Raw genomic sequence first — 25,060 nt, 5'->3', positions numbered from 1 at the left:
TGTCTGGCCAGGACCTTCACTGCCTGACCGGACTTCCATCGCCGCCAGACTTCCTCCACCTCGGCCTCGGACAACGGAGTTCTGGTCATCACACACCACCTCGTTCAACTGAACAAAACCAGTGTTGCGCTAACCCATTGAGACCACACCGAATATCGTGCGGCAAGGGACCACATATCCAGAGGTTGGATCAGGGAACTCAGTACGGGGATGGATTCCGAATCGGCTATACAGAGTGTTGAAGAAGCTCTTCCTGTGATTGCCGAACCACGGGCTAAGTTCGTCTGCACGTCCCTCATGTTTCGCAGACAGAGTCCTAGCAGGCCATGCATCGGTGGAGACGTGTTTGCAGGGGAATTCGAGCGTTGCGTGAACGCTGTCCATTTCGCTGCCTCGTTCGGGATCGGCGGACTGTCAGCGCTCACGTGATGCTGAGGTGACCGACTTAAATCGGAAGCCCTGCGGGCAGATATCCGGATCCAGCTTGGGTGTGCCAACCGTGCGCGTGCACCGCGAGGGCCGTCAATCCGATCGCCGGTAGTGGGAGCAGGACGCGAGGCTGTGGATTGTCGCCGGACTGTTCCCGATACCAGGCCAGCCACATCTGACGCTCATGCTCGAACGCGGATTCGTCGTCGGCCAGCAGCGCGCGCAGCATCCCTGCAACCGAGCCTGGATACGTGGGAACGCTCGCCAAGCACGAAAGATGGTGCTGCCGAATTTCAGTCGGTGGTCGACGCAACCACCATTCCGGATAGTCGCCGTCCACGTAGTCGCTCAACGCGTTCATGACGAGCCCGTCCGCACTGTCACCACAGATCGCGTAGACCTCCGGCGCTGAGTCCTCCGCGAGCACGCCACCGCATCGGGCTACCGCGCCACCCATGATCATCAGCCAATACGCGTCCAGCCACCGGTGTACGGGCGGCGTTTTCTCCTGTAGGTAGTGGAAGTCCCAGTCTTCCGAGGTGATGGCCTCGTCGATCATGGGCAGTTGAATATCGTGGTCCCCATGGGGCCAGCTCTCGAGCCCGATCGCACCGAACGCTGCTTCTGCGGCGGTACGAATCGCGATGCGTGCGGAGTCGGAACCTAGATCGAGATCCGATAGCAGGGCGGCGCCGAGGTAGTCCCGGAGCGTGTCGATCATTCTCCATAGCTCCGCCACCGGGTCCTCGGTGAAGTATCTAATTTCGTACCAGGAATCCAGAATTCGTCCGACTATGCCGTCCAAGGCCGCCTCGATGTGATCGATGCTGACGCCGTGCAGCGGGAACCCCATAGTTGATCTCCTCGGTTGTGCTGACACAGGGTATCGCCTGGTTGTGATGACCGCTCAAGCCAGGATCGGATCTCGACACTCGGCCGTGCGGTTGGGAATGTCCGCACATGCCGCGTGGCGCGCTGACCGGGTCGCACGGTGGAAGCTCTACCGGCCGTGCCGATCCGGGGCAACAGAGCGCTGCGGATTCGGACTTCAGCGCCGTTGTAGATTCACAACGGCGCCCGCCACCATCGCCAGTCGGTGTCAGAGCGAAAGCCCTGGGCGGCTTCCACAATCCGGGCGTCGAGTTCGCTGACGAGCAGATGTAGCTCACGGGAACTGCGAGCGGGAAGTGCGTGCATGACCTGTTCGAGATGATCGCGATAACCGATCGATGCCGGGTAGCATTCGCGAAGGTCACAGTCGTGGTCAACGAGTTCGCTGACGATCTCGCGGGTTGAGCGGCCCGCGAGTTCACGCCAGGATCGGTATGCCATCGCAGTGGCGTTGGGACCGAAACGGATTCGGTCCAATCGGCGAATGTGAGCGGTACATGATCCCGACAGACGGTCGATCGTGAGGTAGCGGTCGGGTGGGCGAAGCGGATACTCGGCCCGGACCGCTGAGGGGCGCCTACGCGGCATTGCCCTTTCGGTTGTTGATCACCCAAACACCCTACCGCGCAGCAACGGACAGGCTCAGACACTAGATCGCCGTTCAGCTCCAGCTTGGCCGTAGGACTCAGACCGATTCCGGGCAAGCTGATTGGACGATCGACAACCCATCCGGAAATGCCGCTTACAAGGCTGTTCGAACCGGTCAGGCCGCGGCCGGCCGAACTCACTGATCTGCCGATGAGCGCTTGAGGGAATGGGCCTATCGATCCGGAGGAGAGAATCGATTCATGTCGTGATCGGTGCCGATCCATCCGTCGTGGTCCATGGTGACCGGTATGAGACCGCCGATCGAAGTCACCAGCCATGCGAGAACTGGTTCGGTTGCGGAGTCGGGGTCGTGCCGTCCGCGTCCTCGCTGACTGGCGTGCCATCCACCACCGGGAAGGACCGCCACAACCTGGCTGGCCTTTTCGAGATGTGAGAAGTCGGAGTAGTCCGTAACCGGCCGCCGCACACCCATTTCGGGATCGACTACCAATGCGGTTCCAGTGGCAGGATCCCACCCGTCGACCTCACGTTGTCGACCGATTTGGGTGTCGGTGCCCGTGAAGATGGCGACCCAGCCGGTATGAACGAAGTCGCGAGACAACTGCATGCTGAGCATCATGCCGGTCGCTGCCGTTCACCGCGGAGTCGACAGGTCGGTCGTCCTGACATGCCGCATGCCGCGCCGACCGAACCGGTCAGCAGGGCGCAGTCGGTACCGCGGCGCGGAAGCCGGCGATGGGTCCGTGATCGTGAGATGGTTTGGCCATGAGCCGGACCACCTTCGTGAACATCGACGGCCGTGGTTTCTGGGCCTTGGATGACGCATTCGGTGCGTGGCTCGCCTACCTGGTCGAACAGATCGACGGCAACGACCGACTACCCGATGCGTGGCTCGCTTCGATGGTTGAAGACTGGCGTGTTGCTGCGGCCATCACGGACTTCGGCTTGAGCTTGACGTTCGAGACCGATCAGCAGCGTGGATGGATCAGCGAGTACGCCAATTCTGCGCGTGATGCGGCCGTCGCTGTTGGCGATGTTGCCGAGGAACAGTTGTGGAAGTGGATGATCCTGCCGGATATGGCTGTGTCGCAGGGCTATTCGCGAACCGAAGGCGGGATAGGGCTGCATCGGATCCTCGAAGTCGCCGACGGTTTCATCGCATTGGTGGACGGCCGATTCCAGCCTGACCCACCGTCGGGCTGGTGGTTCCTCGGAACAGGCGGCGGGATGCTGGTTATCGAGCGCCATGCCGATTCAGCGGACCAATAATTCGGGCTCATCGGCACCAGCTACGAACACGAAATGCACGACCCTAGGACACGCGCGCTCATGCCGCTGTTCGCGCTGACCGATCCGTCCAGCGGCGGCGCAGCCGGTTGGCCGATGTCGGATCGCACGGTCACCGAGTTGGCTGGCTTTGTCGATGCGGGTCGGAAGGGCACAGGTGTAGCCGCTGATACGCCCGTAGGGTTCGACAATGGTCACCGCCTTCTACCACGTCGAGTTCGCATTCGATCTCACCGATCAGATGACAGATGACGAGATCAGCGAACTGCGATGGCATCTGGGACTGGGATCGCGCCCGTCAAGCCCGGTAGCCATAGAGCAGGGTCTGCCGCTGCCTTTCAGACACGGCGGGGCGTACTTCGAATCCGACGAAGACCTGTTCGCGGCACTCGCCCGTCGTCATGACGGCGACGGATGGCGGTTGACCGCACGCCAGGAGGCGGACGAGGAAGAACTCTGGTCGTTGTGTCCGTTCCTCGACTGGCTGACATCGTGGATCGAGCCGTCCGTTCGAAACGCCGACGGTTCGATTCCGGTTGGACGACTGAGGTTCTACGACGAGCAGGAGTGGACGGGATTGGGAATCGATCGCGATGGATTGAGGTGGGAGGAACCCGCACCGCTGGATCGACTTCGGTCTGCGCCTACCGCTCGATCGTGGTGGCGGTTCTGGTGATTCCCACTCTCCGACAGCGCCACTGACCAACCTTGCCTTCGGGCGGCTCCACGCCGGCCTCATCCCGCACCCGCAGGCACCCTGAAATGCCGCATGGAGCATTGAGCGAACCGGCCGGTGTGACACATTGGTGTTCGATCTTCCCTCAGTCGGCGCCGGGGCCGGGTCTACCGGGGAGATGGTGGCCGATTTCGTCGGCGCGCACGACGAGCAGGTCCATGCAATCGTGAAGGTGTGGGAGGGGCTCCCCCAGGTGGTCACGCACCAGAGCGACGGCCTGAATGGCAGCGCCGGATGTAAGTAGTGCGTCGAACTGAGCCTGGGCCTCAGCCGACATCTGATCCCATAGTTCCTGAGGTGCACGCTCTTTGGCCATCTGAGCACACCACCACATAGTCGGCCAGGGCGGCGAACCATTTTTCAACGAAGCGGGACGGCGACGCAATCATCCGCTATTGCCGCATGTCGGGCTGTTCGGAACGGCCACGCGGCACTCCCGAAGATCAACGTGGCGAGTTCATTCAGGGCTACACACACGGGCGATCGGCCAGAACACGCACTGACACAACACATTGCGTCGTGTTCGGACCGGTGAGAAGCAGGCCGAACGAACGCACTGGACCGCCGAGATCTGTGCGCTCTCGGAGGTGGCAGGTGAGGTGGACCCGTGGTGAAGTGAGGATGTGATGAGCCAGAGCCCCCCACCTAACTACTACGGTCCGGACGGGTCAACGACGGCCCCCTCGATCAAGTCTGTGGCCGATTGCCGTGATGTGTACGAGTTCCTCGACGACCTTGTGCGGCCACGGCCGTTGATGTGGGTTCGCGGCGGTTCACTGCGAGAACTCGAGACGATGCTGTTCGGCTACAGCGTCGCGCTCCAAATGCATTCCGTGTCTGAGGAGTTCGCTTTCGGTCCGAATGGCCCCTTCTGCCGTTGGCTGTTCAAGGAGTTCAGGTGGGGCATGGCCTGCGGATGGGCGTGGGCCATCGAGGACAACCTGGCTGAGGGCGAGACCGCGATGGACTCATTCTTCAGGCTGCTTGATCAGTACCGAGGCGTCAGCGGAGCACAGCAGTCGAGCGGCCTCTGAACTCTGCGCGCGTCATGGACCGCTGACCGAACCGACCATGTCATCTGGACGTGCTGTCACGATCGAGCAGGGACTTCCGAAAGGTTTGCGAAGTTAGATGTCTTGCCCTTCAGAACTGGAATCAGCGGGCGGGTTCGGCGCGCTATGCGGGCCGCGCTCGACGGCACGAGCCGGACCACGCCACCGATGCGGTGATACCCGAACCAATGCAGCTCGGCGACATACTGTCCGCGATGTGGCAGATCGGCGTCATGATCGAACCCTGGGCCGAGGAACTTCGTTGCCACTGCCGACCAATGGACGGTGCGGTTCATCACCGAACATCCCGATGCTTACTCGACGAAAGAGCGACGGTCCGAGTCGATTCGAGGTCGGCGGACATCCGCTTTTCTTGCGCTGCCGGATCCGTTTCCGGAGCGTTCAGTGACGGCGCTCATTGGGCAACGGCCGACGCGGACTCAGCGCGACGCCATCGCGCAGAACCGTCGACGGGTCGCAATCCGCGACGACGACCCGCCGTCCCCGCGAGCCCGATTCCACCATTACGAACACCGTCGGTGGAAGGTTCTGCACGACGGGAGGTTCGACCCGATACCCGTGGACGGGGCGGGCGGTCCAGCCGGTGCTGTTGGACTCCGCCGAGGATGAGCCTGTCGACACCGACCTGCCCCAGACTGTCGGCGAAGGTTCGTACGGATTCTTTGTCAGTGTCGGTACTGACCCGCCCCGGCTGTCGGACACGTCGGCGCTCGTACCTCGGGACGTGCCGACCTGCTCGGTGAGCTCGGACAGCACGAACTTGAACCCCACACCGACGAATTCGGCGGCGATCGCGGCCTCGTGTGGGTCGGCCAATCGCATGAAACAGGTGACGCCCGATCCGCCGAGGAAGTCGCGTAGATCCTCGCGTAGGTGCTCGATCAGCAACATCAGCCGCACTCCGAGACGACGAGCCTGCCGGGACAAGGCATCGAGGTCGCTCAGCCCAAGGCCCGCCACACCCGCGACGACGATGACATCGGGGTCCACGGTGGCCCGTATGCCCAGGTATGAGACCGGGGTGTCCTGGAGTCGCATGTCGTGGAGCAACCGATGGAACACCAGCAGGTCGAGGAACTCCTTCCGGCGGCCATCGGTGACCTCGTTCGCCACGATCGTGAGCCCAGCCGGTGGCCACAGCGGCGCGAACGTCGCGGCCGCAGGCTCCGCGGCCGACGATCGGCCGGCGGCGAGCCCGGTTAGTTCGGCCTGGAGATCCAGTTCATCGGTGGTGATCCGTTTTCCGCCGGATGTGTGCCTGTAGGTGGTCAGGTGCGCGAATTCGTTGTCCGAGAGCAGGTCCTGCGCGTGCGGATCGTAGGTCCCGCGCAGCACACCGAGTCCGGCTTCGATCCGTGCGAAGGTGATCGGGAATTCGAGGTGTGCACACACCGCAGCGACCGAGCGCAAACCCGAACTGCGGGTTCCGATTCCCGGGTTCGGGACCGATTCGCGCAGCGAATGCACCGCGGCCGACACCAGTTCCGCGACCTCCTTACCCGACAGTCCATGCAGCAGGCAGTCTTCGCCGGTCCGCGGCGTCCACGTGTCGGGAGCACCGTTGTCCGTGCGAGCGGTGTTGTCCGAGAACGCGAATGCTCGCACCGAGTGCCCGCGAGCGCTGGCATGCGACCCGAGGTCGTTCGCGACGTGATTTTTGCTGAAGTCCAGCACCAGTGCCCGTCCACCCGCGGTGAGCAACGAAGCGCACATGGTCGTCACCATCGCCGACCAACCCCGCTGGGTCCCACCGAACACATCGAGCCGTGCCGTGCCGTTCGCCGGAGACACCGGGAACCACACCCGTGCACGCAGAACGCGCTGATATTCGGCGCGATCATGGGCGGCAACCTGCGCCACCCAGCGCTCGTGCGCGGACTCGAACGATGCCTCGTTCGCCTTCCTCCGCCGCCGGAAAAGCTCGAGACGGATCAGGTAGATGCTGTACATCAGGACCAGCGGCACGGCCGGCAGGGCGACGAACAGCCCTTCGTAGCCCGGTTCCCCGGGGTCCGCGGGATAGGCGTGCCTGCCCCACGCCGGAGGCCAGCAGAACCACGTCATCACAACGGCGACAATCCAGCCCGCCGCGGCCCCCGCGATGGGGACCCGCGACGGAATCAACTGTGGGCGGTCGTTCAACAGCGGCGAAGCCGACGGCGGCGCGGGGGGAATGAATTCCCACCCCAGCGGGGCCGGTGGAACGAACAGCCGAGTCCCCGCCTCACTGCACAGGGCATCCCGGTGTCGTGGAGTCATCGAAGCGTTCACGCGCACAACCTCTTTCCTGGCTCCGTTCCACCGGTCACGAACCGGCGGAGAACTCGATTTCTAGGCCTGGAAGGCATGCGCGAACTGTATGAATGAGTCCGCTTCGCGATCGAGCAGCAGCCCACCGGAAGCGATCGAATGCGCAGGTCACGGACGTGGTGTGAGTTATCCGGAACGGAAAAATGGGTCCCGCTCGAGCCGGATCGGACGCGAATGTTCTAGGCTTGGCACTTCGTAAAACCAAGGGGTGTAGTGGGTTCCACGACCACAGGGGCCGGGCGGTCCTCGCGGGTATTGTTCGCCGAACGGCTCCGCCAGCTCTATACCGCGGCGGGCAACCCGACGCTCGAACAGCTGGCAGCAGCGGCCAACACTCGCTTTCCGAAGGATTCGCGCCAGTACGAGGTCTCCAAGCAGCGGATCAGTGACTGGCGGTCGGGGAAAAGCGTTCCTGCCAAATGGGATCCGCTGTATCGCGTGCTGTTGGTCCTGATCGACAAGGTGCCCCGCGGGGCGGGGGTCGACGCGAGCCTGCTGCAGATCGGCCGATGGCGAGACCTGTGGAAATCGTGTGTGGCCGAACGAGCAGTCACCCCTTCCGCAGACACGGACAAATGCCCCTACCCGGGTCTGACGCAGTACACCGTCGCGGACACCGCGCTGTTCGCTGGACGCAGCGCCGCGACCGTCGAGCTGGCCGAACTCGTCACGGCGAGCCCCGGAATCGTGGCGTTGGTCGGAGCGTCCGGCGCCGGCAAGTCCTCTTTGATCCAGGCGGGCCTGATCCCGGCACTCACCGCTGAGAGCTGGCAGACACAGGTCCTGAGCCCGGCACGGTCCACCCGCGAAACCCTGCTCACGCTGGCCTGGGAAGGTGAGCACCGGCTGCTGGTCATCGACCAATTCGAGGAGCTTTTCAGCGCGCTCACCACTGAACCCGACCGCGTCGCCTACATCGAGGCCCTGCGCGCACTCACCGAGCCCACCGCCGGAACACCGCCGATCACGGTTCTGCTCGCGATCCGCGCCGACTTCTACGCCAACTGCATGGAACACCCGATCCTGCTCACCGCACTGGGTACACGAAGCTATCCACTGGGACCGATGACCCGAGACGAACTCGAGCAGGCGATCGACCGGCCGGCCGAGGTTCACGGGCTCACCCTCGAACCCGGACTGCGCGAGCTGGTTATCCGTGAACTCGGCAACATGAACTACGGGCGCGCCGATCACCAGTACAGCGCGGGCCTGCTACCACTGCTGTCCCACGTCATGGCCGCCACCTGGGAACAGCGAAAGGGCCGGGTACTCACCTTCACCGGGTACCGCGCGGTCGGTGGCATCTCCGGATCGGTCACCGCGACCGCCAACCGCGCCTGGCAGTCACTCGACCCCGCACAGCACCAGGCCGCGACGGCGATTCTGTACTCGCTGGTCAATGTCGGACACGACGGCAGGGACACCCGTCGAGTCCGGGCGATCACCGAGATCCCCGACATCGACCGGGCCGAAGTTCGCGCCGCACTCGACACGCTGGTGCACAGCCGCCTGATCGTCATGGACGAGACCTCGGTGTCGTTCACCCATGAGATCGTGCTCGAAGTCTGGCCGCTGCTGCGTGAGCTGATCGACAAGGACCGCGCCGCCCATCTCGACCGCCAGCGGCTCGAAATCGATGCCACGGAATGGGCTGAGGCCCAACGCGATCCCTTCCTCCTGTATCCCCGGCCGCGGCTGGCCCTGCTGCTCGAACACACCGAGAACGCACCGATCACCCCTGCGGCCCGCGAATTCCTGACCGCGTCCGCTACCGCCCATCAGCGAAGCAGGCGACGTGAACTGCTGCTGCGCGGATCCGCGGTAGCAGCGGTGGTGGTGCTGCTCGCGTTGTCCTCACTCGCCTACTTCCAGAGCAGACTCACCGTCCAACGCGAAACCGACAGGCTCGTCGCGGACATCCTCACCACCGCCGACGGCTTGAACACCTCCAACCCGTCGCTCGCCGCCCAGCTGATCCTGGTCGCTGACCGGCTACGCCCCCATGATCCCGCCATCGAAACACGAATACTGCGCACGCAAACCTTGCCCCTGGCCACTCCCCTACGCGGGCACCAGGACGTGGTCAACGATGTCGCGATCGATCCGAGTGGGACACTGATCGCCTCGGCGGGCGCGGACCACATCGTCAAGCTCTGGACTGCCGCACAGCAACCGCGAGAGTTGGCGTCCTTCCCGAAGGACGACGCCGCCATCACCGCGGTCACCTTCATCAGTAGTGAAATCCTGGCGGTGGGAACGGATTCGGGACTCGTTCGGCTCTGGAACATCAGCGATCCGGCCCGGCCCGAACCGCTCGGCGCGGCCTTCGCGAGCGGAACAGCGAACCTGCGCCTGGCCTACAGCCACGACCGGCGCACCCTGGCCGCCGCCGGCGCCGACCACACCGTCACCCTGTGGAACCTCACGAACCCGACCACTCCGATCCGGCGGGAGGTCCTGACCACTCCCGCCCCGGTCCGCGCACTCGCGTTCTCTCCCAACGGGAATCGCCTCGTCACCGCGAGCAATGACGCCGGCGGCCCGACCCTGTTCATACCGACAACAGCCGCGGGCGTCAGCTCCTCCGTGCTGGTGTGGCGGCTCGACCGCCCGGCCGCGCCCGTCGCGATTCCCGTCGAGGACTCCGCGCACCGCGTCGACGCGGTCGCCTTCAGCCCCGACGGTTCCACGGTGGCACTCGGACACGGTGGAACGCCCGTCGATATGGGCATGCTCACCGAGGCCGGCGTGCGGTTGTGGTCCCTAACCGATACCGAAGCAAAAGCGTTGGGACCCTCCGTCTCACTGTCGGTGCGCTCGGGTCTGTGGTCGCTCGCCTTCAGCCCCGACGCGCGCACGCTCGCGATCGGCGCCGACGATGGCGCCCGGCTCTGGAACGTCGCCGATCCGGCCCGGCCGGTCGCACTCGGGCCTGCCCTGCGCAACGGCTTGAACACCTGCCCGGACCCTTCCGGAATCTGTCTCAGCGGATCGCGGTCGCTGAAGTTCACCGCCGACGGGCGGCACCTGATCGCCGGAGATGCCAGCGGCATCGTCCAATATTGGTCACCCCCACCGGGTTTCGTCGGCGGCCTGACCACGGATCTGATTCCCTCCATGTTCGATTCCGCGGGACAGCGCATGATCACCGGCTGGGACGGCAACGAACTCCGCGTCTGGGATATGTCGGATCCCACCGTGCCGCGCCAGCTCGGAACCATGCCGGGCGGTTCCGGAGAAATCAGTACCGACGGCCGCATGATCGTGGCCACGCCACAGGGCCGCCAACGACCCGTGCAGCTCATCGATATCTCCGACCCGGCCAGATACCGGGTCCTGCATGAATTCCCCGAGGCTTCGTCGGCGAGTTTCATCGAAGGCTCCCGCCTGGTCACCGTCGACATCCGGTTTCGCGACGACGCGATATTCAACGTGACCAAGGTGCAGTACTGGGACATCGCGAGCCCCGAAAATCCACGTCTGCTCGGCACACCGGTCTCCGAACCCCTGTTCACCGAGAAAGCCCTCGGCACGGTATCGAACAGCGACGGGAGCCTGCTGCTGTCCGGCGGGCAAGATCGCACTCCCGCCGGTGATCTCGAGGTCGTGGCCAAAATATGGGAGGTCACCGATTCGGCTCGGCAGCGGGAAATTCTGCGGATTCCGAGCGATGCCTCCGCACCCATCTACAAAGCGGCCCTGCCCTACGATCAGCGCACCGCGATCACGGTGACCCGAAAAGCCATCCAGCTCTGGGACGTCAGCGATCGCGACAATGTCGCCAAGCTCGGTGCGATCGCTCCGCCCGATGGCGTCACGGTCACCAACGCCGATATCACCCCCGATGGGCGCCTGATGGTGATCAGCGGCTCGGATGGCAGCATCCGTCTCTACAACACGCAGGACCGGTCGAATCCCACCGCCATCGGGCCATCGCTCGTGGATGCCGGAGTCGTCACCGGGATGATGTTCGCGGGAATGGTCCCCGCCCGCGGGTTCGTCGTGGGCGTCGGGCTGCTCAGTCAATTGCTGGTACTCGACCTGAATCCCGCGACCGCTGTAGAGCGTATCTGTCAGGTGACGCGTGATGTTCTCACTCCCGAGGCCTGGGACGCATACGTGCCGGGCCGTGCATACGATCCTCCGTGCTGACCGGCTCAGAACGCGCAGAACACCCGCTCCAACGCGGCCGCCAGGTGAACAACGGTCGGCGAATCCGACAGCAGGTGGTACTCGTTGGCGACCAACACCACCTGCTTGTCCCCGGAATCCGAAGTGGCCACGCCGCTGAAATAGCCCAGTACCGCACCGTATTTCACCCACACGGGGCCACAGGCGCTGTCCCAGCGATAGATTCCCATCCCGAATCCGGTATCACGGCCCTGTTCGTGAAAGGTGCTGCGCAACAGTGCCAGCTGCGCCGGCGCGAGCAATCGGCCATCCTGCTGCGCTCCCGCGAACACCGCCAGATCATCGAGGGTGGATACCATCGCTCCTGCGGCGCCATGGATTGTCGGGTTCGATACCGTCACATCTCGCACGAGAAAGTACCCGCGCAACCAATTCGGCTCAGCCGCCGCCGAGCGCGGGAAAAAGGTGTGCCGCAGCCCCAACGGCGTCACGATCCGCGACTGGATTTCCGCTTCGGCACTGTGCCCGGTGGCCGCTTCGATCACCATCGCGGCCAGGACGAAATCGGTATTCGAGTACACCTGCTTGACTCCCGGCTCCGCATACGGAGGTGACGCGGTGGAGATCTCCACCAGCTCACGGGGCTCCCATACCCGGTGGGGGTCCGCATCGGCCGCGTACAATGCCGAGAAAGCCGGATCCCGGTCGTAGGTCTCCATTCCGGAGGTGTTCTCGAGCAAATGCCGCACTCGAATTCGTTCCCCCACATGGCCGTTGCCCCGCACGACTCCGGGGAGCCACCGCTCCACGGTGTCATCGAGGGACACCGTGCCTTCCGAGATCAGTTGCAGGAGAACGGTAGCCACGAACATTTTCGTGATGCTCCCGATGCGCACCGGCGCACCCGGATCCGCCGCGGTTCCGGCGACGAGATCACCCACCCCCACACCCACCCGCTGGACCTGCTCCCCGCGCCGAAGCAGCCCGATCGCCCCCGGGTACCCCAGTCCGCCCACGCCCTCACCGAGCGCGGCCCGCAGCACTTGCGCCGCGTCATCGATGGGGGCCGCGTGGGCTGAATTGGTCCCTGCCGCACAGGCACTCACGACTATCGCCATCCCGGCCAAGGCTCGTTTCATCGGCTGATCTTCGCACCCCGGGCTCCGCTGGACACATCGTCGGTCGCACAGGTGGATAGCGGATTGTCATTGCTGCCAGGGATGAGAGGCACCGGGCTCCCCGCCGGTTGCTCGGTTCGGGACCGCGCAGTGGTCGTCGAACGTATGCTTCCGCCGATCTCAGGATGCTCTGTCTCTGAGGCGATCCCGCGAACGGCATCATGCGGGGCGGCCAGGGGCGGTAGTCGTGTCAGCCACCCGGGGTGATGTTCACACCGACACCGTTGGGCACGGGAACCACCTGTACCTTGCCGTCTTTTATTGCTTGGTACAGGACGTAGCCGTCGGGTCCGAGCACCGCGACCAGGCTCCGGATCGCCTCCAACTCGGTGGTCACCCGCACGTTCTCCTCGCCCTGGGCGCGTGTTGCCTCGATGGCGCGCTGGGTATCGGTCAGTGCCGCGCGTACCGGCTCGGGCGGGACCGGCTGCTGAATAGTCAGCTGCGGATCGCCGCAGTCGCCGGTGGAGCCGGGGGTGTAGACCGGACTGCAGAAGAACGCTTCGCCGCCCTGCTCGGCGATGTACTTCGCGAGCAACTCGCCAACCGCGCGCTCCCAAGTGCCCTTGGTCTCGGCGCTGGTGTACAAATCGCGCCAGGCAAACGCCTTGGTGGCGTCGTCGAGTGCCCGTTCGAGCGGATGGCCGATGTAATCGCGCAGCATGCGGACCCAGCCGTCGTACTCGTATGCCTCGTATTTGATGCCGATGCGTTCGTGAAACTGCTGCAATGTGTCGCAGTCGGTCTTGAGGCTGAAGGTCACCAGGCCGGTGACCTGAAGCTCGAGATCGTCCTTGGACACCACGGTCGCCTGGCCGATCTCCGCGTCCTCGTTGGCGGCGAACTCGAAGGTGCGCTGCCCGGCCGGGTAGAGGTAGACCTGATCGCCGGGACCGTGATACTCCCGGCTGCCGGGAGAGACGCAATTGGAGAACGTGGTCGCGCTGAAGGCCCCGGCGTCGTATTCCAGCCCCGCCTCATCCGGGTTCGGTGCCACCGAACAGCCGCTCGCGAATACTCCGATAAACAGCGCACCCAGAATTGGTGCCCGCCAACGTTTCCGCCCCATAACGCTGAGTATGAGGCGATCAGAAGTCGCTGTCCACCAACTATTTCATTCCGCCGGAAGGGTGTTGGCCGAGTCCGTCGAGATGCCGATGTGGCGGCTCGAGGCGATGTTCAGCGTCGAAGGTTAACCGGCGGTGTGCGTCTGGGTTCCGTGAGCGTCCGTGCCCTTCTCTGCGCAAAAGTCGAGGCGTACGGCGGACAGGTAGTGCGTGCTTCGGAGGTTGATGCCCGCGGGCAGTAGGAGGTTGCGGTCCGGCGGGCTTAGAACCTCGGCAAGTTCGTGGATCGGGTAGCCGAAGAGGTCGTAGTCGCCGAGAGCGACCGGAACGTCGGCGGCCCGGTCCAGTCCGTACTGCCGCTCGATGATCAGGTGTCCCAAAGTCTGCTCGGCGCACTCGATGCAGGAGTAGGCCGTGACCAGGATGCCGTCGTGGACGAAGGACAAAGTCCAGTGTGTTCCGCACATCCACCCGCCGACGTGGACGTCCGCCAGGGTTGACGCCGTCCACTGCGCCGAATGCTCGGTCATGCCGAATCGCAGGACGCCCGCGTTCGCCGGGAGGGCAAGGCCGGTGCCGGGGAGCAATCGGAAGGTCACTCGAACAGTCTGCCTGCTCAAATGGTTCGGAACAGCAAGCTGCGGCCGACCTGACGTCCGCAGCTGCGGGTTGCGTGTACCTCGAAGGTCCGACCAACAGCTCGCGGCTGCGAGGCAATCAGTTGACGATGCAGAACGCTGGAGAATGCCAGGCGTACGCGCACACCGCCCCTGTCACAGCCATGCCCATCACCGCGCCGGCCAGCAGACTCGACGCTCGCTTTCCACTCGACCTCGACACCGGATCCACTGGCCCGGAGCGGTTCTGCATCCATGCGACCCCGGCGGTGTGAACAAGTGCTCCGGCCCCGAGTGCTGCTGTCGCGGTCCACACCGCGCCGACCGCAAGACCTTCGGCCACCGGCGGGATCCGGTCCACGTCGAGGTACGGAGTGAACGTCGCGATTCCGGTGTGCTGCAACACAAGCGCACCGAACAACAGCCACAACACCACTGCCGACCTCACTCCAGGCCGAACCCGCCCAGCCGGAGAACTGCTGCGGCGAGTGCGGGGCACGTCCGCCTCGGTGACGATCACCGCCAGCACCAACGCCGCCCCCACCGCGGCCTCGACCAGCAGAAGCGACCTCGTGATCGCATCTCCCGCAGGAGATGGCCAGCACGGTGAAAGGTCAGGAAAAGCACGCATCCGAACCCTGATCCCACGATCAAAACACCCGCCCCCACACCGAACAGCCCCCGCCTCCAGCGCAACCACCCCTGCCCGCTACGGCCTTGCACGACTTGCTCCTCGCCCGTCAATATCCACCCCTCCGGTCTCGCTACCGCACCCACCGCACGCTCTGCTCATGCCGTCAGTGTTCGAGCTTCCGCGTAGCCGGGGAACCGTTCACACAGGGCTGCGTCGAATGCTGTTGCGCGGTCGAAGGAATCGACCTTCGCGAATCTGCCGCTCTCCAGATACCAGCCCATGAGGTCGGACGCAGCGGTCAGACGCCCATTGAGGACGCACAGGATCACTGTCGTGCGCAGCCGCCTGGCAAACGGGCTCGGATTCGGACGATTCACCATGTTCGGTCTCGGGTGCCCGGCCAGCGGTATCAGCTTGTCGAGGCAGTCCCGTTGGGAGAACCACTCGCTCACCGGCCCATCGAGGCACCGCATGATCCACGCGGCCGCCTTGGCGACATGGGCCATCTCATGCAGTCCGTACAGGTCGTACTCGCCCGCGGGAATATGTTCGGCGAACCTGGTGAAGTCGACCCTGCCGAGATCGGGTTCGCCGGCTGCCGGCGCCTCGCTGATCCACCCGGCACGTGGTAGGTCCCGGACCACCTGAGCGACACCTGTCGAGATCAGGTCGGCGACTACGAACAGCCCGTGTCCCTCCTTTAGCTGGCTGATCGAGAAGACCACCGCCTTGGTCAGGTCCGAGCCCGCGGACACCGGACCGACGAACCATTGACATTCCTCGTCGGAGAGTTCGGGCGAGTACTGCAAGCCTCGCTCGGCCAGCTGCGGAGCAAGCTCCGCCACCAGCGCTGCCGAATAACGATCAATCATGTAGCTCAACGCATCTCGCCTTCACCTGTACCAGCGCATCGATTCTCGAGCCACTTTGTAACCGAACGCACCGACATGCCGGGCGGCGTGCTGACCGAACGGGCCTGAGGCGGCGAGATCGATCGCTCCCCAACGACATCCGCTTCTACCGACTACACGGCGACGCCGAGAAATCGCGGTAGGACAAGACGATTCGAGCTGGCAGGATGGGGCGGTGAAGTGGCCGCTCCTCCTGTCTAACGACCGCCTCGACGACGGTGCGGTGTCGTTGCGGTCTTACGAACCCGGCGACGCCGAAGAGCTGTACTCGGCGCTGCGCGACGACCGCGTGTGGGAGCACATACCGCGCACGGCGCCAACGGATTTCGGCACACTCGACGCGGACATCGGGGCCGCCGTCGCGTCGGGGACGTGGTTGACATTCACCATCCGCCGGGAGCGAACCGTGGTCGGCAGGACATCGCTGATCTGGGATCCCGCCGAACCAGGGGGTGTCGAGATCGGGGGGACCCAGTTCACGCCCGCGGTATGGGGCACCGGGATCAACGGGCGAGCCAAGACGCTGTTGATCCGTGAGGTGTTCGCGAACGGGGCCGAATGGATCAGGTTCCGCACCGACGAGCGGAACCTTCGGTCGGCGGCCGCCATCCGCAAGCTCGGCGCGACCGACCTCGGCGTGCGTCAGGACACGATCGTCCGCCGGGACGGAAGTACACGGCGCAGCCGCTTCTTTCGTCTCGATCCACCCGAATAGTCCTCGCGCCGGTTCGCATTCGACCGGTCAGGGTTGGCACCGTCCTGCACGCCGGGCAGCGCCCGCCGCACAGCCCCAAGTGGTCACCCACACCCGCCCGTCGGCCTGTGCCGGGCGAACCGCCCGGGATCACCTCGGGCGCCTACAACCGCGCAGACCGCGACCCCCACAGTGCTGTGCGTGAAGACAGAGCCCGGCCGGCGCGGAAGCTCGTTTCTCTCGAACGCGAGCGACGGACCACCAGACCGTCGGACCCGAGCGTTTCCGGACCGCCGGGTGCTGGCCAGCCGGGTTCTTCGAGCCGCCGGAGGGTCCCCGACCGGTGTCGTGTTCTTACAATCGCCGGCGACATCTGCGTTGCAGACTTGGGCTGACAGGAACGTTGTTGCGAAAGGAAATCACATGTCGGTTGCCACGCTGAAGATGCTCACACTGGACAGTGCCGACGCGCGGCGGGACGCGGAGTTCTGGGCCGCCGCGCTCGGCTGGGAGATTGCCCACGCGCAGGACGAGTACGCCATGCTCACCGGCCCGGACCATGCGCTGGGCTTCGGCACGATCGCGGACTATCAGCCGCCCACTTGGCCGAACGAGAACGGAACCAAGCAGTTCCATCTGGATTTGGCGGTCGAAGACATCGAGGTGGCCAGCAAGCAGCTGGTCGAGTTGGGCGCTACCGTGCCGGAGTTTCAACCGGGCGAAACCTGGCGGGTGCTGCTGGACCCGAGCGGCCACCCGTTCTGCCTGACGCTCGCCGGGAATTGGAGCTAGCGGACCGGTCCGGCCGGTTCTGATCAAGTATTCACAAATGCCGCGGTGCGCTGACCGAACCGGTCGGCGCGGCCCGGCGGGCGGCGAGCCCCACCGCGGCCGGGAGCATTCGCCGGAGTCATGAAAGCTCATGCCCCATTCGAGGTCACCGCCGAGGTCCGCGATTCCGAAGAACCCGAAAACCGCTTGCGGATAACGGGTTGCGCAGCAGCTGGCGGCGATGACCGTTTTCGTGTGTGCCCATTCTGGACCCGGCCTGAGCCGCGCGGTCCGTAAGAGGCCGCGGACTGTTCACTTACTAAACTTGCCCGCGCATTCAGGCGCCTAGGTCGACTACCCCGAAGTGGACGTGCCGAGGGTCGACCGCGCGCGCTGGCGCCGCCACGAGCTGGCCGACCAGTTCTACAACGACGAGCTCACCCTTGCCGACAGCTACTGCGACCTGCCATGACGGCGTATCGGATGCACAGCTGCGGAACGTGACCCCGTAGCGATCGGCCATCGCCGCGACGTCGGGACTATCCAGGATCTCCCGACAGCGATCAGCGCGGGCCGTCTCAGATTTCCGGAATTTCCGGCAGATCCCCCGAGCTCAGTCGCCGGGCGGTCCGGCTGTTCATGCCGAACATCCGCAGCACGCGGAAAGTCATCTCGTCGGAGAGAGCGTCCGCATCGGCGGCGGGGTCGGCATCGAGCAACTGGAGCAACCCGAGCAGCGCGCCACCGGCCGCCATGACCGCCAGATCGGCATCCATCGGCTCGAACCGGCCCGCCTCCTGGGCGGCGCGGATGTCGCGGCGAGCGCGGGGGGCGAGGCCCTCGTCGCGCAGCATCACGGCCATGCCGGAGTTCAACACCACCTTGACCATTTCCGGGAGGCGGCGCTGGAGCCGCCCGGTCATCCGGAAGCTCACCGCGAACACCTCGGCGGGGTCGTCGTAGAGCGCGACGATGCCGTCGCGCATCTCGCTGTAGACCTGGAGCGCCGAGCGCACCGCTTCGTCGAAAAGCTGCTCTTTGGAATCGAAGTGGTTATAGAAGGACCCGAAGCCGACATCGGCGGCGTCGGTGATGTCCTGAATGCTGACCGCCGACCTGCCTTCGGACAGGAACTTGCGCGCCGCGCCGAGCAGCGCGTTGCGGGTGCGCTCGCGCCGGCGGTCGGTGCGAGTGGGCACCACTGATTCGGCTGCCATCGGCCCTTCCCCTCGTTGTCCGGACGAATCATATCTGAGGAAACAGTCAGTTGCGATCGTGAGCGACCACTCATTCTGATCAAATCATCAAAATCGTCTTGACAGCGAACTTCATCTTCGCTGATGATTTCATCAACAACTCGTGGAGGTGGCCGTGACAAGCACTGACAGCGGAGTCGAAGCCGGGCGAACGGTCCGGGTCGGCGACCGAGACATCTTCTACACCGAGGCGGGCTCGGGTCCGGCCGTCGTGCTGCTGCACGGCGGCGGCCCGGGCGCGTCGGGATTGTCGAACTACTCGCGCAACATCGAGGTCCTGGCGCGGCGGTTCCGGGTGATCGTGCCCGACCTGCCCGGTTACGGCCGTTCGAGCAAGCGCGTCGACCAGGGCGACCCGTTCGGCGACCTGGCCGCTGCGGTCGGCGGCCTGCTCGACGTGCTCGAGGTGCCCCGCGCCCACCTGATCGGCAACTCCTACGGCGGAGCCGCCGCGTTGCGACTCGCGATGGATCGCCCCGAGCAGGCCGAGCGGCTGATCCTGATGGGGCCCGGGGGAATCGGCACCACCCGCTCGCTGCCGACCGAGGGTCTGCGGGCCCTGCTGTCCTACTACACCGGGACCGGGCCCAGCCGCGAGAAACTCGCCCGGTTCCTGCGCGAGCACCTGGTGTACGACGCCGCCACGATCACCGAAGACATGATCGACGCCCGCTATCGGGCGAGCCTGGATCCGGAGGTGACGGCCAACCCTCCGCTCCGCCGCCCCTCGGGCCCGGCCGCGCTGCGCACGCTGTGGCGGATGGATTTCACCCGTGACCCGCGACTGCGCTCCGTCGCGCATCGGACCCTGGTGATCTGGGGCGAAGCCGACCGGGTCAACCGGCCCGCCGGCGGGCGCATGCTGGCCGAGCGAATGCCCAACTGCGACCTGTACCTGGCCGCGCGCACCGGGCACTGGGTGCAGTGGGAACGCGCCGAACTGTTCAACGATCTCGTCGGTGCGTTCCTGGACGAGTCACGATGACCGAGCACCGAGACGACGGGATATCCGTCTACGGCGCAGTGCATCTGGGCTACCTGGCCGTGCAGTCGCGGCGGCTGGCCGACTGGGAGCGCTTCAGCGCGCTGGCCATCGGCATGCACACCGATCGTCTCGACGCCGACACCCTGCGCCTGCGCCTGGACGACCGCGCATGCCGATTCCTGATCCGGCGCGGACCCGCCGAAGACGTGACCGCGCTGGGCTGGCATGTCGATGACCACACCACCTTCGACCGAATCCTGGCGCGCGTCAGCGATCGCGGCGTGCCGATCCAGGAGGGCACAGCCGAGGAGAGCGCCCTGCGCGGGGTCGAACGGCTGTGGCGCTTTCCGGGACCGAAAGGACTGGCCACCGAAATATTCACCACCCCGCTCAGCGCCGGCGAGCCCTTGCGAATGCTCAGCTCCGGCTGGGTCACCGGCGAGGCCGGCCTGGGCCACGTCGCTATCACTTCCCGGGAACCGGAGGCGATGCACGCCTACTACCGGACACTTTTCGATTCCCGGCTCTCGGACTTCATCGACGAGAACATCTCCGGGCTGCGGATGAAGATCCGATTCCTGCGTGTCAACGAACGCCACCACTCGATCGCGATCGCCAACATCCGCGGCATCAGAATCGACCCCGTTCGCACCCGCGTTCAGCACGTCAATATCCAGTCCGCGACCCTCGAGGACATGCTCGCCGCCTACGGCCGGGTGACCGATCTCGGATTCCGGATGGCGTGGTCGGTCGGACAGCACACCAACGACCGCGAGCTGTCCTTCTACTGCGTCACCCCCTCCGGCTTCGAACTCGAAGTCGGCTGGAACCCCGTTGTGGTCACCCCGGAACTGGACGCCGCCTGGACGGCGACGACCTATCGGGGCATCAGCATCTGGGGTCACCACACCGTCGCGGAATCCCCGCTGGACAAACTCGCCCAGCTCCGCACCGCGGCCGCGCGCCTGCGCAGCCCGGAGATCACCGTCCCCGAACTCACCGGAAGCGTTGGCAGATGAGCGAATTCGACCACGAGGTCGTCATCGTCGGACTCGGCCCGACCGGGTTGACCCTGGCCAACCTGCTGGGCCGGCACGGCATCGACGTGCTCGTCCTCGAGCGCGAGCCCGACTACTACGGCCTCGCCCGGGCGGTCTACACCGACGACGAATGCCTGCGGGTCTTCCAGAACGCCGGTGTCGCTGACGAATTGGCCGCCGACATGAACATCGACTCCACCGTCCAATGGGTCCGCGGCGACGGCCGAATCCTGGCCCAGTTCAACCAGATCGAGCGCCCGCTGGGCTGGCCGGTCTCGAACTTCCTGTACCAGCCCTATCTGGAGAACGGCCTCGAGCGCGCACTGGGCCGCTACCCGCACGTCACCGTGCGCCGCGGCCGCGCCGTCGTCGGATTCGACCAGGACACCGCGGTGGTGCGGGTCCGGCATACCGCCTGTTCCGGCACCGGCTACGGCACGCGCGAGGCTCGGCTCGAGCCGGACAGCACCGAAACCGTACGCGCGAAGTTTCTCGTCGGCTGCGACGGTGGCCGCAGCATCGTGCGCACCGAACTCGGAATCGACATGTCCGGCACCAGCTTTCCCGAGCGCTGGCTCGTCGTCGACCTGAAGGCCCGCGACGGTGTCGATGCGTTCCGGCACCTGCCGTACTTCGATTTCGTCTGCGATCCCGAACTGCCGATCGTGTCCTGTCCGCAGCCCGACGGCCATCACCGGTTCGAATTCATGCTGCGCGCCGATCAAACCAAAGAGCAGATGGAGGACACGGACACCGTGCGCCGCCATATCGCCCGCTATGTCGACCCCGACGAAGTCGAGGTGCTGCGCAAACTCGTCTACACCTTCAACGCCGTGGTCGCCGACCGCTGGCGCGAGCGCCGGATCCTGCTGGCGGGCGACGCCGCGCACATGACCCCGCAATTCATCGGCCAGGGCATGAATTCCGGTGTCCGCGACGCCGACAACCTGTCCTGGAAACTCGCCGCCATCCTGCGGCACGGCGTGGACCCCGAGATTCTGGACAGCTACGAACGCGAACGCCGCCCGCATGCCGAGGCGATGATCGCGCTCTCGGTCTTCAACAAGAACGTTGTCTCACTGGGCAATCCGATGCTGGCCGCGGCACGCGACATAGGCATCAGTACGGCGGCGCGGTTACCCGTGCTAGGTGAGTTGATCAGGACCGCGAAGATCAAGCCCGCGCCGCGCTTCCGGCGCGGGTCCTACCTCGGACTGCCCCGCCCGCTGATCCGCGGCGTCCAAGGCCGGCTCGCGCCCCAACCCGAGGTCCGCACCTACCACGGGCGACATCTGCGACTCGACGACGCGCTCGGGGCCGGATTCGCCGTCCTGGGCTACGCCGCCGACCCGCGCCAGGCCTTCTCCGCCGCGGATCTCGAGACCCTGCGGGCGCTGGGCGCACGCTTCGTCACCGTCTACCCGCTCGGGGGACGCCCCCAGGGCAAACCGGGACAGGGCCGCGAGGACATCACCGACATCGAGGACCACACCGGTGTGCTGACCCGCTGGTTCCGCCGCGCACGGCTGCGTCCCGGCGGCGTGGTCCTGCTGCGCCCCGACCGGTACGTCTTCGGCACCGCGATGCCGGGACAGGCGGCGACGCTGATCGCCGCCGTCACCAGACAGCTACGACCCGAGTTCGCGGTCGCCACCCGAGCCCAGGAGACCCGATGACCTCCCCCACCGACGCTCCGGCCGTTCTGACCGCGGCCCAGCGGCTACTGAACGCGACGACGACCGGAATTCCCTGCGCGCCGATACGCGATCTCCTCGGCCGCGAGGACGTCGCGGCCGCCTACGCGGTCCAGAACATCGGGACCCGGCGTCGCAAGGCCGCCGGTGCGCGCGTGGTGGGCCGCAAGATCGGCCTGACATCCCCGGCGGTGCAGCGCCAACTCGGCGTGGATCAACCAGACTTCGGAGTCCTGTTCGCCGACATGCAGGTCCCGCAGACCGCACCCGGGCGGCGACCCGCCCTGCTGCAACCGAAGGTCGAGGCCGAACTCGCCTTCGTCCTGGACCACGACCTCGACCACGACGCGCTGGACGCGCGGACCGTGCGGGCCGCCGTCGGTCACGCGGTGCCGGCGCTCGAGATCGTCGATAGTCGAATCGCCCACTGGGACATCAGCTTCGCCGATACCGTCGCCGACAATGCCTCCGGCGGCTGGTTCACTCTCGGCCGGGAGCGGCTCGCGCTCACCGACTTCGAACCCCGCGACCTCACCATGCGCATGACCGTCGACGACGCGCTCGTCTCCGAGGGCAGTGGCGCGGACTGCCTGGGCGACCCGCTCGAAGCCCTGGCGTGGCTGGCCCGTACCGCCCGTGAGTTCGGAGATCCGTTGCGCGCCGGGGACATCGTGCTCTCGGGTGCGCTCGGCCCTATGGCGCCTTTGGCGCCCGGCGCGCGAGTCCGCGCCGAGTTCTACCTCGACACCCTGGTCAGTACCGTCGATTTCAGTTGGGAGCCCCGCGCATGAGCCGCACCAAAGTCGCCGTCATCGGCTCCGGAAACATCGGCACGGACCTGTTGATCAAGGTCCTGCGGCTTTCCCGGCACCTGGAGCCGGCCGCCATGGTCGGCATCGACCCGGACTCCGACGGCCTCGCCCGCGCCGCCCGGCTGGGCGTGCCGGTCACCTCGGACGGGGTGCGAGGCCTGATCGCCATGCCGGACTTCGCCGATATCGAGATCATCTTCGATGCCACCTCCGCCGCGGCCCACCGAGCCAACGCCGCCGCGCTCGCGCCGCACGGCAAACGCCTCATCGATCTGACGCCCGCCGCGATCGGCCCGTTCGTGGTTCCGGCGGTCGATCTCGAGCAGCACCTGAACGCGAGCAACCTCAACATGGTCACCTGCGGCGGCCAGGCCACCATTCCGATCGTCGCCGCCATCAGCCGCGTCACCGAGGTGCCCTACGCCGAGATCGTCGCCGCCATCGCCTCGAAATCCGCCGGCCCCGGCACCCGGGCCAATATCGACGAGTTCACCGAGACCACCGGCGCAGCCCTGCGTGTCGTCGGCGGCGCCCGCCGCGGGCGCGCGATCATCGTGCTGAACCCGGCCGAACCGCCCCTGATCATGCGCGATACCGTGCTCGTGCTGATCAACGACCCGGAAAACACCGCGGCCCAATCGATTCGCGACTCGATCGCGCGGATGGTCGACTCGGTCGCGGCCTATGTGCCGGGCTATCGGCTCAAACAGGACGTACAAATCACACCCGTGCCGCCGGGAACTCCGGTGCATACCCTGACCGCCGAGCCGGTGACCCATCAGGTCTCGGTGTTCCTCGAGGTCGAGGGCGCGGCTCACTACCTGCCCGCCTACGCCGGCAACCTCGACATCATGACCTCCGCGGCCGTGCGCGTCGCCGAACAGATCGCTACCGCCCGGGAGCTGACCCGATGACCAGCGTCTATCTCCAGGACGTCACCCTGCGCGACGGCATGCACGCCCTGCGCCACCGCATCACCCCCGAGCGGGTGGGCGCCATCGCCGCCGCGCTCGACGCCGCCGGTGTCGACGCCGTCGAAATCGCGCACGGCGACGGGCTTTCCGGAGGCAGCCTCACCTACGGCCCCGGCAGTCACACCGACTGGGAGTGGATCGAGGCCGCCGCAGCCGCACTGCCCCGCGCCCGGCTCACCACGCTGCTGCTACCCGGCATCGGCACCCGCGCCGATCTGCGCCGCGCCTTCGAACTCGGGGTCCGTTCGGTGCGCGTAGCCACCCACTGCACCGAAGCCGATATCGCCGCCCAGCACATCGACTGTGCCCGCGAACTCGGCATGGACGTGTCCGGTTTCCTGATGATGAGCCATATGAACACGCCCGCCGGGCTGGCCGGGCAAGCCAGGCTGATGGAATCCTATGGCGCGCACTGCGTTTACGTCACCGACTCCGGTGGCCGACTGACCATGGACGGTGTGCGCGAACGGGTCCGGGCATACCGCGACGTCCTCGAACCGGGCACCGAGATCGGAATCCACGCCCACCAGAACCTGTCGCTGGCGGTCGCCAACAGCGTCGTCGCCGTCGAGGAGGGCGCCACCCGGGTGGACGCGTCGCTGGCGGGTCTGGGTGCGGGCGCGGGCAATACGCCCCTGGAGGCGTTCACGGCCGTCGCCGAGCTGACCGGATGGCAGCACGGCGCGGACCTGAACGCCCTCACCGACGCCGCCGACGACCTGATTCGCCCGCTGCTGGACCGGCCCGTCCAGGTGGACCGCGAAACGCTGACGCTCGGCTTCGCGGGTGTGTATTCCAGCTTTCTGCGCCACGCCGAAAACGCCTCGGCGACCTACGGGCTCGACGTTCGTACGCTGCTCACCGAAGCCGGTCGTCGCGGTCTCGTCGGTGGTCAGGAAGACATGATCGTCGACATCGCCCTGGATCTGATGTCCGCGCGCGGCTGAGTTCCCTTCGACGC

23 protein-coding genes are annotated in these 25,060 nt (G+C 65.8%); 12 read left to right on the top strand and 11 right to left on the bottom strand.

Annotated features, from left to right (window positions below; genetic code table 11):
• Nucleotides 1-445 precede the first annotated feature (445 nt).
• The 3 genes from ABZ319_RS11285 to ABZ319_RS11275 all read right to left on the bottom strand — a co-directional run bounded on the left by ABZ319_RS11285 (nucleotide 446) and on the right by ABZ319_RS11275 (nucleotide 2,536).
• Nucleotides 446-1,282 carry an Imm49 family immunity protein gene (locus ABZ319_RS11285; protein WP_354986239.1) on the bottom strand — a complete coding sequence of 279 codons (837 nt, stop codon included), beginning with the start codon at nucleotides 1,280-1,282 and terminating at the stop codon, nucleotides 446-448.
• Nucleotides 1,283-1,494: 212 nt separating this feature from the next.
• A complete protein-coding gene (locus tag ABZ319_RS11280; RefSeq protein ID WP_354986238.1) occupies nucleotides 1,495-1,797 on the bottom strand; it encodes a hypothetical protein in 303 nt (100 codons plus the stop codon).
• A gap of 343 nt (nucleotides 1,798-2,140) precedes the next feature.
• A complete protein-coding gene (locus ABZ319_RS11275) occupies nucleotides 2,141-2,536 on the bottom strand; it encodes a hypothetical protein (protein WP_354986237.1) in 396 nt (131 codons plus the stop codon).
• 158 nt (nucleotides 2,537-2,694) lie between these two features.
• On the opposite strand from ABZ319_RS11275, the gene ABZ319_RS11270 reads away from it, so the two are divergent.
• From ABZ319_RS11270 to ABZ319_RS11260, 3 genes are all read left to right on the top strand, one after another.
• The gene (locus ABZ319_RS11270; RefSeq protein WP_354986236.1) at nucleotides 2,695-3,198 is read left to right on the top strand and encodes a hypothetical protein; all 504 of its coding nucleotides are present in this window, start codon (nucleotides 2,695-2,697) and stop codon (nucleotides 3,196-3,198) included.
• 208 nt (nucleotides 3,199-3,406) lie between these two features.
• Nucleotides 3,407-3,892, top strand: a complete 486-nt coding sequence (locus ABZ319_RS11265; protein WP_354986235.1) for a hypothetical protein — start codon at nucleotides 3,407-3,409, stop codon at nucleotides 3,890-3,892.
• A 686-nt stretch (nucleotides 3,893-4,578) separates the two neighbouring features.
• Entirely contained in the window at nucleotides 4,579-4,986 is a 408-nt protein-coding gene (locus tag ABZ319_RS11260; protein WP_354986234.1) for a hypothetical protein, read from the top strand.
• Nucleotides 4,987-5,042: 56 nt separating this feature from the next.
• Here ABZ319_RS11260 and ABZ319_RS11255 read toward each other — a convergent pair whose 3' ends face one another.
• On the bottom strand, nucleotides 5,043-5,300 hold the full coding sequence (locus tag ABZ319_RS11255; RefSeq protein WP_354986233.1) for a hypothetical protein: 258 nt from the start codon (nucleotides 5,298-5,300) through the stop codon (nucleotides 5,043-5,045).
• Nucleotides 5,301-5,406: 106 nt separating this feature from the next.
• On the bottom strand, nucleotides 5,407-7,092 hold the full coding sequence (locus ABZ319_RS11250; protein ID WP_354986232.1) for a hypothetical protein: 1,686 nt from the start codon (nucleotides 7,090-7,092) through the stop codon (nucleotides 5,407-5,409).
• A 456-nt stretch (nucleotides 7,093-7,548) separates the two neighbouring features.
• On the opposite strand from ABZ319_RS11250, the gene ABZ319_RS11245 reads away from it, so the two are divergent.
• The gene (locus tag ABZ319_RS11245; protein WP_354986231.1) at nucleotides 7,549-11,487 is read left to right on the top strand and encodes a hypothetical protein; all 3,939 of its coding nucleotides are present in this window, start codon (nucleotides 7,549-7,551) and stop codon (nucleotides 11,485-11,487) included.
• 5 nt (nucleotides 11,488-11,492) lie between these two features.
• On the opposite strand, the gene ABZ319_RS11240 is transcribed toward ABZ319_RS11245, so the two are convergent.
• From ABZ319_RS11240 to ABZ319_RS11220, 5 genes are all read right to left on the bottom strand, one after another.
• Nucleotides 11,493-12,584, bottom strand: a complete 1,092-nt coding sequence (locus ABZ319_RS11240; protein WP_354986244.1) for a serine hydrolase domain-containing protein — start codon at nucleotides 12,582-12,584, stop codon at nucleotides 11,493-11,495.
• A gap of 250 nt (nucleotides 12,585-12,834) precedes the next feature.
• A complete protein-coding gene (locus ABZ319_RS11235; RefSeq protein WP_354986230.1) occupies nucleotides 12,835-13,641 on the bottom strand; it encodes an SPFH domain-containing protein in 807 nt (268 codons plus the stop codon).
• Between the two features lie 195 nt (nucleotides 13,642-13,836).
• Nucleotides 13,837-14,310: a hypothetical protein gene (locus tag ABZ319_RS11230; RefSeq protein ID WP_354986229.1), complete on the bottom strand. Its 474-nt coding sequence runs from the start codon at nucleotides 14,308-14,310 to the stop codon at nucleotides 13,837-13,839.
• Nucleotides 14,311-14,428: 118 nt separating this feature from the next.
• Nucleotides 14,429-14,764 carry a hypothetical protein gene (locus tag ABZ319_RS11225; protein ID WP_354986228.1) on the bottom strand — a complete coding sequence of 112 codons (336 nt, stop codon included), beginning with the start codon at nucleotides 14,762-14,764 and terminating at the stop codon, nucleotides 14,429-14,431.
• Nucleotides 14,765-15,117: 353 nt separating this feature from the next.
• Complete coding sequence (locus ABZ319_RS11220) at nucleotides 15,118-15,843, bottom strand: hypothetical protein (RefSeq protein WP_354986227.1); 726 nt, start codon at nucleotides 15,841-15,843, stop codon at nucleotides 15,118-15,120.
• A 205-nt stretch (nucleotides 15,844-16,048) separates the two neighbouring features.
• Between ABZ319_RS11220 and ABZ319_RS11215 the strand changes: the two genes are divergently transcribed.
• Nucleotides 16,049-16,588: a GNAT family N-acetyltransferase gene (locus tag ABZ319_RS11215; RefSeq protein ID WP_354986226.1), complete on the top strand. Its 540-nt coding sequence runs from the start codon at nucleotides 16,049-16,051 to the stop codon at nucleotides 16,586-16,588.
• 402 nt (nucleotides 16,589-16,990) lie between these two features.
• Nucleotides 16,991-17,359, top strand: a complete 369-nt coding sequence (locus ABZ319_RS11210) for a VOC family protein (protein WP_354986225.1) — start codon at nucleotides 16,991-16,993, stop codon at nucleotides 17,357-17,359.
• Nucleotides 17,360-17,916: 557 nt separating this feature from the next.
• On the opposite strand, the gene ABZ319_RS11205 is transcribed toward ABZ319_RS11210, so the two are convergent.
• Entirely contained in the window at nucleotides 17,917-18,555 is a 639-nt protein-coding gene (locus tag ABZ319_RS11205; protein ID WP_354986224.1) for a helix-turn-helix domain-containing protein, read from the bottom strand.
• Nucleotides 18,556-18,709: 154 nt separating this feature from the next.
• Between ABZ319_RS11205 and ABZ319_RS11200 the strand changes: the two genes are divergently transcribed.
• From ABZ319_RS11200 to dmpG, 6 genes are read left to right on the top strand one after another with little or no spacing between them, the layout of a single operon-like run.
• Nucleotides 18,710-19,579: an alpha/beta fold hydrolase gene (locus ABZ319_RS11200; RefSeq protein ID WP_354986223.1), complete on the top strand. Its 870-nt coding sequence runs from the start codon at nucleotides 18,710-18,712 to the stop codon at nucleotides 19,577-19,579.
• Nucleotides 19,576-20,598 carry a VOC family protein gene (locus ABZ319_RS11195; protein WP_354986222.1) on the top strand — a complete coding sequence of 341 codons (1,023 nt, stop codon included), beginning with the start codon at nucleotides 19,576-19,578 and terminating at the stop codon, nucleotides 20,596-20,598. Before ABZ319_RS11200 ends, ABZ319_RS11195 begins: the two co-directional genes overlap by 4 nt.
• Complete coding sequence (locus tag ABZ319_RS11190) at nucleotides 20,595-22,295, top strand: bifunctional 3-(3-hydroxy-phenyl)propionate/3-hydroxycinnamic acid hydroxylase (protein WP_354986221.1); 1,701 nt, start codon at nucleotides 20,595-20,597, stop codon at nucleotides 22,293-22,295. The genes ABZ319_RS11195 and ABZ319_RS11190 overlap by 4 nt, the downstream gene beginning before the upstream one ends.
• Nucleotides 22,292-23,104 (top strand): fumarylacetoacetate hydrolase family protein, encoded by an 813-nt coding sequence (locus tag ABZ319_RS11185; protein ID WP_354986220.1) that lies wholly within the window; start codon nucleotides 22,292-22,294, stop codon nucleotides 23,102-23,104. The genes ABZ319_RS11190 and ABZ319_RS11185 overlap by 4 nt, the downstream gene beginning before the upstream one ends.
• Complete coding sequence (locus ABZ319_RS11180; protein WP_354986219.1) at nucleotides 23,101-24,039, top strand: acetaldehyde dehydrogenase (acetylating); 939 nt, start codon at nucleotides 23,101-23,103, stop codon at nucleotides 24,037-24,039. The genes ABZ319_RS11185 and ABZ319_RS11180 overlap by 4 nt, the downstream gene beginning before the upstream one ends.
• Entirely contained in the window at nucleotides 24,036-25,046 is a 1,011-nt protein-coding gene (gene dmpG, locus ABZ319_RS11175) for a 4-hydroxy-2-oxovalerate aldolase (RefSeq protein WP_354986218.1), read from the top strand. Before ABZ319_RS11180 ends, dmpG begins: the two co-directional genes overlap by 4 nt.
• The last annotated feature ends 14 nt before the right edge of the window (nucleotides 25,047-25,060 follow it).

The organism is Nocardia sp. NPDC005978, from assembly GCF_040614455.1.
Taxonomy (GTDB): Bacteria; Actinomycetota; Actinomycetes; order Mycobacteriales; family Mycobacteriaceae; genus Nocardia.
This window is presented reverse-complemented; position numbering and strand designations above follow the sequence as displayed.